At 34.2% G+C, this 8461-nt stretch carries 10 protein-coding genes; 1 reads left to right on the top strand and 9 read right to left on the bottom strand.

Annotated elements, in window-relative coordinates; all coding sequences use genetic code 11:
- The first annotated feature begins 643 nt into the window (after positions 1-643).
- On the top strand, positions 644-1285 hold the full coding sequence (locus ACSHW5_RS10165; protein ID WP_435676020.1) for a DUF6266 family protein: 642 nt from the start codon (positions 644-646) through the stop codon (positions 1283-1285).
- 152 nt (positions 1286-1437) lie between these two features.
- Here ACSHW5_RS10165 and ACSHW5_RS10160 read toward each other — a convergent pair whose 3' ends face one another.
- The 9 genes from ACSHW5_RS10160 to ACSHW5_RS10120 form a co-directional block, all read right to left on the bottom strand.
- The gene (locus ACSHW5_RS10160) at positions 1438-1695 is read right to left on the bottom strand and encodes a helix-turn-helix domain-containing protein (RefSeq protein WP_435676019.1); all 258 of its coding nucleotides are present in this window, start codon (positions 1693-1695) and stop codon (positions 1438-1440) included.
- A gap of 273 nt (positions 1696-1968) precedes the next feature.
- A complete protein-coding gene (locus ACSHW5_RS10155; RefSeq protein WP_435676018.1) occupies positions 1969-2421 on the bottom strand; it encodes a phage tail protein in 453 nt (150 codons plus the stop codon).
- A gap of 64 nt (positions 2422-2485) precedes the next feature.
- Entirely contained in the window at positions 2486-2920 is a 435-nt protein-coding gene (locus ACSHW5_RS10150; protein ID WP_435676017.1) for a nuclear transport factor 2 family protein, read from the bottom strand.
- A gap of 250 nt (positions 2921-3170) precedes the next feature.
- The gene (locus ACSHW5_RS10145; RefSeq protein WP_435676016.1) at positions 3171-3755 is read right to left on the bottom strand and encodes a methyltransferase family protein; all 585 of its coding nucleotides are present in this window, start codon (positions 3753-3755) and stop codon (positions 3171-3173) included.
- A gap of 53 nt (positions 3756-3808) precedes the next feature.
- Entirely contained in the window at positions 3809-4225 is a 417-nt protein-coding gene (locus ACSHW5_RS10140; protein WP_435676015.1) for a Fur family transcriptional regulator, read from the bottom strand.
- Positions 4226-4227: 2 nt separating this feature from the next.
- Positions 4228-6390 carry a TonB-dependent receptor gene (locus tag ACSHW5_RS10135; RefSeq protein WP_435676014.1) on the bottom strand — a complete coding sequence of 721 codons (2163 nt, stop codon included), beginning with the start codon at positions 6388-6390 and terminating at the stop codon, positions 4228-4230.
- Positions 6391-6466: 76 nt separating this feature from the next.
- Positions 6467-6784, bottom strand: a complete 318-nt coding sequence (locus ACSHW5_RS10130; RefSeq protein WP_435676013.1) for a DUF6660 family protein — start codon at positions 6782-6784, stop codon at positions 6467-6469.
- Positions 6785-7128: 344 nt separating this feature from the next.
- Positions 7129-7839, bottom strand: coding sequence for a DUF6994 family protein (locus ACSHW5_RS10125; RefSeq protein ID WP_435676012.1), 711 nt, complete (start codon positions 7837-7839; stop codon positions 7129-7131).
- A gap of 77 nt (positions 7840-7916) precedes the next feature.
- Positions 7917-8357: a hypothetical protein gene (locus ACSHW5_RS10120; RefSeq protein WP_435676011.1), complete on the bottom strand. Its 441-nt coding sequence runs from the start codon at positions 8355-8357 to the stop codon at positions 7917-7919.
- Between the last annotated feature and the right edge of the window lie 104 nt (positions 8358-8461).

Raw genomic sequence — 8461 nt, 5'->3', positions numbered from 1 at the left:
TTGTTACTTCCTACTTTTCGTGTGTTCTTACTCTTGCCTGCTATTCTTTACGTGGGATTGTCACGTCGTATCCTCCTAGCAATGACAAGCAAGAAATCATTGCGAGCAACGAAGCAATCTGCTTCATGTGTTCCTGTTGATATGATTTCACTGTTGTGTTCTTACTGTTGTGTTTTTACTACATACTGCTAACTGCTAACTGCTAACTGCTAACTGCACACTGCACACTGCATACTGCTCACTGTACACCCTTTCCACCACTTTCCGTCGAGATTGTCCCCAAAAAGGTCCATTTTTAAAAAATAGCCCCAAGCCGTACCCGAACAAAACCCGAAGCAAACCCGAACAAAACCCCCTAAAAATGGCAAGTTTGTGTCATTAGCGGTCAATACGTGTCAATTTGAGTCAGAACAGGTCAATTTGTTTCAGCATGGGTCAGCATGGGTCAATACGTGTCAGAACAGGTCAGTATAGGTCAGCATGGGTCAGAACAGGTCAGCATAGGTCAGAACAGGTCATTATGGGTCAATACCGTTCACAAACGGTCAATTTGTGTCAATACGTGTCAGTAAGGGTCAAAGGTTTGGTTTTATGATGTTTAGGTAGTAGTTTTAGCATCTATTAACTTTAAAAACCATAAATTATGGCAACATTTGAAAAAGGCATACTTGGCGGATTTACCGGCAAAGTAGGCAACGTAGTAGGAACTAGATGGAGAGGTAAAAACGTAATGCGCAGTTTACCACAACGCGGTAAATACACGGCTACAGAGAAACAGGAAGAGCAACGTCAGAAATTTAAAACTGTCATTGGTTTTTTAAGTCCTATTGTAGCTATTGTAAGTCGTTATTTTGGGAGTCCACGGGGCGATAAATCTCGTGCAAACTTGGCCACTTCCTACCATCTTAAAAACGCAGTAATCAGTACCCAAACGGGCATGGTCATGGATTATGCCAAAGTATTGATTAGCAAAGGCGATTTACGAGGTATTGATGGCGGTACCGTAGCTGCTGCTGCTGGGCATACCCTAGATTTTGCCTGGCAAGACAACAGCGGACAAGGAAAGGCCACGGCAACAGACGCCTTGATGGTAGTGGTGTATGCACCCGACTTACAATTGTTTTATAACAATTTGGCGGTGGCTACCAGAGATGCCACTACGGCAACGGTTACCTTACCAGAATTTATGACGGGGTTTGACGTAGAAGTTTGGGCGTCTTTTAGCAAGCCAGAAACCGATTTTGCAGCCATCAGTACCTATATGGGCACTGTTACTGTACTATAAAAAGAAAGTGGTATGCAAGGGCAACCATTAAACAGGTTTCTAAAGGCGTGTTGGTATATAACATAAAAAATGTTAGATGTCAACACGTTTTTTTGGGGTAGAAAAGTGTGTAGTTTTTAGAGAAAAGAAAGTGCAACCGGTAGGCAGACTCTTTACTGCTCCTTTACATTGTGCAGTGCGCGGCGCATAAAAAACTTATTTACCAAATGTTTTGGATATATAGGAATATGCCCCAATTTAAAGCTAGGCAAATAGCGTTTTTTTCTCCATCTGTAGATGGTACTACGGCTTACGTTTAAATGCTCCATGGCTCCTTCCGTAGTAAGCCATTTTTCATTTTCTAATAAATAGGCATCAAAGTCTATTTGGGTGTTTTCCGAGACTGGTTTTTGTTGTTTTTCATGTTTCATAATGGTATTATTTTAATTACATACACTCTTACCAAAGCGTGTTTTACCTTCTAATATAATTATTTTATTCCAAAATCTCAACGTTTTAGGTAAAAAAACCGTGTATTCCCCCGTATGTAAAAGGGTGTTTTTCAGGTATTTGACACCGTATAAACACCTATTAAACACCTAGCATGGCACGAAACAACAAAATAAAAATAGCCATAAAATGTTTGCCTCCACTATAAAAACGACAAGATTGTAGGGTTCACAAATGATGAATGAAAAATAACCCTACTGCTTAGCGATTGTAAAACCTTCATGAGCAATTTCAATACTTTCTATGGCTACTTCGCTCCCATCAGACTGTAAATCGGTAGCAGTTAATTTTACAGGATAGGCATTTAAAAGTGTCCATTCCATAGTAACATTCCCAGCTTCGTCTATCAATTTAACCACAACGTTTTCACGGTTTATGGTATTCATTTTTACCTTTTCATACCAATCCCAAAAGGCAGTACCTTTTTCAAAAATAGCCTGTTTTAAAGTTACCTTCCCATTTTTTTTCAATCCCGGCATGCTGATTACAGAAAAAACAGGATTGTTGCCCTGTCTGTTTGCTTCCGTCTCTGTATTGGTATCCAGGCCCCTTACTTCTTGAAAAATAATGTTTGTTGTGGCACCCCAATCTACCATAAAGTAAAACTTTGGTATAGGCCAAAGTGAGTCTTTTGTTTCTTGTATCATTTTTTTTGTATTTTGTTCATTATTCTTTGCCATACAACACTATACAGGGGGGTGTTGTTGATGTTTACTTTCTTACCGTAGAATGTAAGAAGTTCATTTTCCATTGTCCGTCAATTTTTTTAAACGTAGCACTTTCCAACCAATCAAAGGCAACTTTGGTGGTGTCATTAAACACAAAGTTTGCGTGATTTAAATAATGGATGTTGCCAGAAGATTGATCTACCTGAATGTTTAGCTTTTCAAATTTGTATTTTGCCGTATATTTCGGAAAACTTTCTATCATCTTAAAAATACTGTCATTCGTAAAAATGACGCCATCTTCATAGATGATAAAATCTTCGGTGGTCAAGGCGCTCATTTTTTTAAAATCCCGTGTTTCAATGCCATCAAAATAACCCACTAAGACGTCTTTTAATTGAGCGGCTTGGTCCTCCTTTTTTTCTTGACAAGCACTAAAGAACAGCACTTGAATGAGCCATAAAATGGTAATGTTTTTCATAGGTTGGTCTGTTTTATAACGCACAAGGTTGCTGGTATATGGCAAGTTGCGCAGTAAAGCATTAAATTTACTAAATAATTACATACAAAGAAAATTCGTAATGCTTTTTGTTAACTTGCCCTGAGCTTGATGAAGTGTAGTTCTAAATTAAGCGTTGGCAAGACCTACTTTTTTACTCTTTTTATGAAGCTTAGGATATTCAATTGTACAATGTCTATGGCTTTGAGTCTTGGCAATTCTGTGCTAATTATTAAATCCATCGTCTTACTTTTTTCGCGTATGCTGTATATTTATTTCCGAATTCATGTTTTAAAAATTCTTCTTCCAATCGTATTTGTGTATTTACACTTAAAGCAGATAATGAAATTATGAGTAAAGTAAATGCATTTGGAATAACAAGGAATAACCCTACATTTGTAATCATTATTCCTAAAAATATAGGATTTCTTGAAATTGAAAATACGCCTTTTGTTACCAATTTGGTTTTGTTGTTTTCATCAATTCCAATTCTCCAAGAATTTGCCATTTGGCTTTGAGAAAACCAAACTAAAATCAGCGATACCCACAAAAGTACCCAGCCAATTTTCTGTAAAGTTTGATTTTCTAAATACCAAAAAGGAAGTAAATATTCATACCATTCTTCTTTGAACGCATAGATTCCCACAACAATTAGCTCAAGAACTGTGATACATATAAAAACCTTTCCATTGTAATCGTGGGCATTATCTGTTTTTTCGAATGTAAATGGATTTATTCCTGTTTTTTTCCAAAGTAATACAGACCTTAAAACAAAGACCAATAAAAAATACAATATAAGATAAGCGAATAATAACATAATTTCTAATTTAATGTAAAAATGCTATAATAACCAATGCAATGGAAGTGCATTTATTGACCGCTACATTTATCGCAAATGCCTTTTACAACCAAGTTTACGTTTTCTGAAACAAATCCATCCGGCACTTTTATTTGAGGGATTTTATGTTCAGTTAAACAAATGGTTTCGTTACAGTTATTACAATGAAAATGCAAATGCAAATCGGTTTCAATCTCACAATTACAACCTTTTTCACACAAAGCATATTTCGTAATTCCTGTGCCATCGTCTATTTGATGCACGATGTCTTTTTCTTCAAATGTTTTAATAGTTCTGTACAATGTTGTTCTATCTGCTTTTTCAAAAGCATTTTCTATATCGCTTAATGTAACGGCAACTTGTTTTTCGGCAAGGAACTTATAAATTAATAAACGCATTGCAGTTACTCTAATATCTTTTGAGTCTAAAACTTTTTCAATTGTTTGCATACTTAATCGTGGTCTTCGTTTCCAAATGGTTTAATAATAATTCCAACGCTAAAAATAAAACCGTCTGTTGGTGCATATATCTCTGGAAATTCTGGATTCTCGTGTGGTGGCAAAACCAAAGGCGAAAATCGGCTTTGTCTTCTGTCTGTGAAATTTTCAAAATTTACAAATGCACTACCAAATTTAAAGTTTCTCATTAAAAGCAACCCCATTGTTACAAAATCTGTCGTTTCCGTTCCGTTTGATAAAAATTGTTTTCCTGTGTAAAACGTTTCATAACCTATTCGCCATTTATCAGATTCATACATCAAAACACTTCCTGCATTATGTTTTGCAGTTAATGGTTTTTGTGGATTTCCAGCTAAATAGTTCAATTTTGTATCTATAAATGCATAATTTAAAAACCATCTAAAATCTTTATAACTAAACTTTATATTGGTTTCTGCTCCTTTGCTTAAAATTTCGTCAGTTGCATTTTCAAATGCAAACAAACCGTTATTTGTACTATTCAATAACAAACCGTTGTTAATTGCTGTAACATAAAAAAGCTGATTAATAGAAAAACCTATGGTTTCAAATATACGTGTTTGATAGTTAAAATCAAGATTTACACCATAAGAACGTTCTGCTTTTAATGAAGATTTGTCTATACCAAGTACATTTTCAAAATTGATAAATTCAGCTTCTTCTGTAAAAATATCTGGAATTTTATACCCTAAACCACCACCAATTCTACTCGAAAATCCACTATCATTTTTATAAAGTACAGAAATTTTTGGAAGAGGAAAAAAGCCAAAATCTGTATTGTAATCGGCTCGTATACCCGTTTCTAAAATCCAATTTTCAGAAAGGTCATACATGTTATTCGCAAACATTCCATAAGTGACGTCTGCTTGGTCGCGCTGCAAAGTAGCAGTATCATTTTCATCAAAGTTTGAAGTGTATAAATTTGCTCCAAAAATCCAATTTGCTTTTAAATTTTCTCTTTGATAAGTCATTTCCGTAAACGTGTTGATTTGCTTACCATCAAAACTAAAATCTGGAATGGTCAAGTTTCTATCGAAAAAAGACACACTATTTTTTATATTGAAAGAGCTTATAGAATCTATTTGCGTTTTATAAACTGCTTGGCTGCTCAATCTTTTTGAGGTGTTTTCTTCCGTGTATTGATGAATGCCATTTTCTCCACTTTCAATTTTTGTTACATCTCCACCAATTCTCTCATCATACGTTCCGTTTAAACCAATCCAAAATGTTGTTTTGTCTGATGGATAATAAAAGAATTTTGGGTTGAATGAAATTGATGTTGTTTTTGGTAAATTACTAAAACCATCATTTTCTGGGTCGTATACTTTTTGAGAATGCCCAGAACCGTAAAGTGAAACACCAAATTTCTCATTTCTTTTGCTGTAAAATACATTTGCTGTACTTCCTAATGCTTGGGTTTGCGTTAACATAATATCTAAAGCTGGTGCTTCGTCAGGCGTTTTTGAAACCATATTTATTAAACCAGCAATTGCGCCACCACCATATAGTGTTGAAGAACTTCCTTTAATAATTTCAAATTGTTGTAAATCTAAAGGTGGAATTTGCAATATGCTCAAACCACTTGAAAAACCTCCATAAAGCGGAAATCCATCTCTTAAAAGTTGCGTGTAACGTCCATCAAGTCCTTGAATTCTTATGTTTGTACTTCCACTACTTAAAGAGGTTTGTTGCATTTGTATTCCTGTACTTTCACGCAATACCATTGAGATATTGGTAGGATTCATTATGGCTTTTTCTCCTAATTCTTCTGCACCAATATATTCTATCCTGGTTGGAATTTTTCTTACCGTTCTTGTACTTCTTGAAGATTGTAATACAATTTCGTCCAATTGGTTTCCACCACTTTTTAATTTGAAACTTAAATCTGAATTAGTTGGAATTTGAATGGTCGTTTTTTTTGGTTCAAAACCTAAAAATGAAATTACTATAATATGTTCTCCGTTTGGAATTTCTGTAAAAGTTGCAATTCCGTCAAAATCGGTTACTGCTCCTTTTTCTAATTCCTCAAAATATACTGTTGCTCCAAATAACGGTTCGTTTTCGGATTCTGAAATTACTTTTATTTGTACGTCAGATGTTTGTGCTTTTATAGAAAAGCACATTGTTATTGTGAGCATTGCGCTCAATATGTATGTATTCATTGAAAATGTAAAAATTAATTAACTAAAAAAAATTTGACTTTTGGTCCGTAATTTAGCCAATCAATTGTGGCGGTTGCCAGATAGTAGAGTGAAAATTAAATCTATAAATCGACTGATAAATATATAGAATTTCTGTAGAGATTTGATTGTTAACACCTAATTCAAAAGTTTGAATTGGTTCATATGTAATTGCGATTCCGCAACAATTACAAATACAACTTATAGGACAAGTATCATCACTATCATTTTGATGATTGTGTTCAGCAGTTATTTTGTCTTGATGTTGGTCTTCGGCATTATTTCCGTCTGAACAAGGTTTGATTGACAAAACAAGTATTATCAATGATAATATGATAGTAATAATTTTCATTGGCACAAATATAAAAAATTATTGATGCAATGGTGTTGCAAAGTCTTTTCTTAATTTTGTTTTGTGTTCCGTTTTCAAGCACTAAAGAACAGCACTTGAATGAGCCATAAAATAGTAACGTTTTTCATAGGTTGGTCTGTTTTATAACGCACAAGGTTGCTGGTATATAACAAGTTGCGCAGTAAAGCATTAAATTTACTAAATAATTACATACAAAGAAAATTCGTGATGCTTTTTGTTAGCACGCCTGAGCCTGCCGAATGGCTTGCCCTGAGCCCGCCGAAAGGGCCTGCCCTGAGCTTGACGAAGGCATGTCCTGAGCTTGACGAAGGAAAAGCAATAAATTATAAAAGGTGTTGCGCTTTATTCATTCTATTTAATATTCTTTCGTTTCTTTTGTCTATCAGTTCTATTGTGCTATTCATATAGCTCACGTATTCTTGTTTACTTTCTGGTAAAGCTGAACGATTAAAATTATCAAATGGCAATAAGAATTTAACCTTTTCACTATTTTCTATAAAATCTTGAAGCTTAAAAAAATCTATGTAACCTTTAAAACTATCAAATAATTTTAAAAAATCAGAGTATCGTTTTAGTGTACTTGTTAATGGACTTTCTTCATTTATATAAAACCTTCTGAAACATTCTAAAGTTAAATCAAATCTGTCACTTATTTTTCGATTTACACCTCTTGCCTGATTAATTGTAAATCCATCTTTTCTGTGTGCCGGAAAAACTATATGTCCTCCAATTGTTCTTACTTTTTGTTGAAATATCTCTTTTTCAGATTCGCTCAACCATTTATCTAATTTTCCGTTATATTTTCCAACATAATGTGGACACATTCTATCGCTGGATAAATTATCTGTCAAATTGTTTTTTAGTATTAATCTTCCGTAACTTTTACTCAAAATGCTCAAATTTAAAGTACTGTTTTCTGAAACTTCTTTGCTCCATAAAAGGCTGTGAACTTCATATAATTTTAAACTATCAGTATCTGGATCTCCACATTTACTATCCAATCTGTAATCGTACTCAATATCTATAAAATTCATCTTTTGTTAGTTCTTGTAGGATTCATTTTTTAATTACACGCCCCCTTACCATCACAAGTGTTAAAAGCTGCACTCCATCAAAAGTGTTTTCGAAGGTATTGATCATAAAACCTAGCAATCACACCAGGTTTTGCTCCTTCTTCTATTTTTTTTAAACTAAATTGAATAAATTCATCAGACCAATATTCCATGATAGGAATGGGCGTTTGATGTTCATCTAAAGAGAACATGGCAGTATAGCCAATGTTCCATTTATCGCCATATAGCAAGCCGTTATTATGTATCAACTCATACAAATCTATGGTTGCTTTATTGGCTAGATATGCTTTTTCAAGTGCTTTAAATTCGGCTTCTTCTGTAATTTCTCCCCTATTTTTTTTGCCAACAATGGCACACATTTCAACAGAAAAATCTTTTTTGTAATACATCGTAGATTTCCAACCTTTTGGCCAATGAAACATATACAGATTGTAAAATAATAGTAGCCCCAATACAATGATAAATATCCAAAAGATCATGTGTGTACATTTTTATACTTGGGGGGAGCATTCAACAATAACATTCTTTTTGCGTTATTCCAAATAGCCGCTTCCTAAAAACCTACTCATATGCCTTTTAAAAC

It is taken from the genome of Polaribacter sp., assembly GCF_051251875.1.
GTDB lineage: Bacteria > Bacteroidota > Bacteroidia > Flavobacteriales > Flavobacteriaceae > Polaribacter.
The sequence above is the reverse complement of the archived record's forward strand: the minus strand, read 5'-3'. Positions and strand labels throughout refer to the sequence as shown.

Excerpts from the sequence above, each read along its gene's own strand:
- ACSHW5_RS10150 (WP_435676017.1), bottom strand. The coding sequence starts at position 2,920 with ATGAAAAACATTACCATTTTATGGCTCATTCAAGTGCTGTTCTTTAGT.
- ACSHW5_RS10160 (WP_435676019.1), bottom strand. The coding sequence starts at position 1,695 with ATGAAACATGAAAAACAACAAAAACCAGTCTCGGAAAACACCCAAATA.
- ACSHW5_RS10140 (WP_435676015.1), bottom strand. The coding sequence starts at position 4,225 with ATGCAAACAATTGAAAAAGTTTTAGACTCAAAAGATATTAGAGTAACT.
- ACSHW5_RS10155 (WP_435676018.1), bottom strand. The coding sequence starts at position 2,421 with ATGATACAAGAAACAAAAGACTCACTTTGGCCTATACCAAAGTTTTAC.
- ACSHW5_RS10120 (WP_435676011.1), bottom strand. The coding sequence starts at position 8,357 with ATGATCTTTTGGATATTTATCATTGTATTGGGGCTACTATTATTTTAC.
- ACSHW5_RS10130 (WP_435676013.1), bottom strand. The coding sequence starts at position 6,784 with ATGAAAATTATTACTATCATATTATCATTGATAATACTTGTTTTGTCA.
- ACSHW5_RS10135 (WP_435676014.1), bottom strand. The coding sequence starts at position 6,390 with ATGCTCACAATAACAATGTGCTTTTCTATAAAAGCACAAACATCTGAC.
- ACSHW5_RS10145 (WP_435676016.1), bottom strand. The coding sequence starts at position 3,755 with ATGTTATTATTCGCTTATCTTATATTGTATTTTTTATTGGTCTTTGTT.
- ACSHW5_RS10165 (WP_435676020.1), top strand. The coding sequence starts at position 644 with ATGGCAACATTTGAAAAAGGCATACTTGGCGGATTTACCGGCAAAGTA.
- ACSHW5_RS10125 (WP_435676012.1), bottom strand. The coding sequence starts at position 7,839 with ATGAATTTTATAGATATTGAGTACGATTACAGATTGGATAGTAAATGT.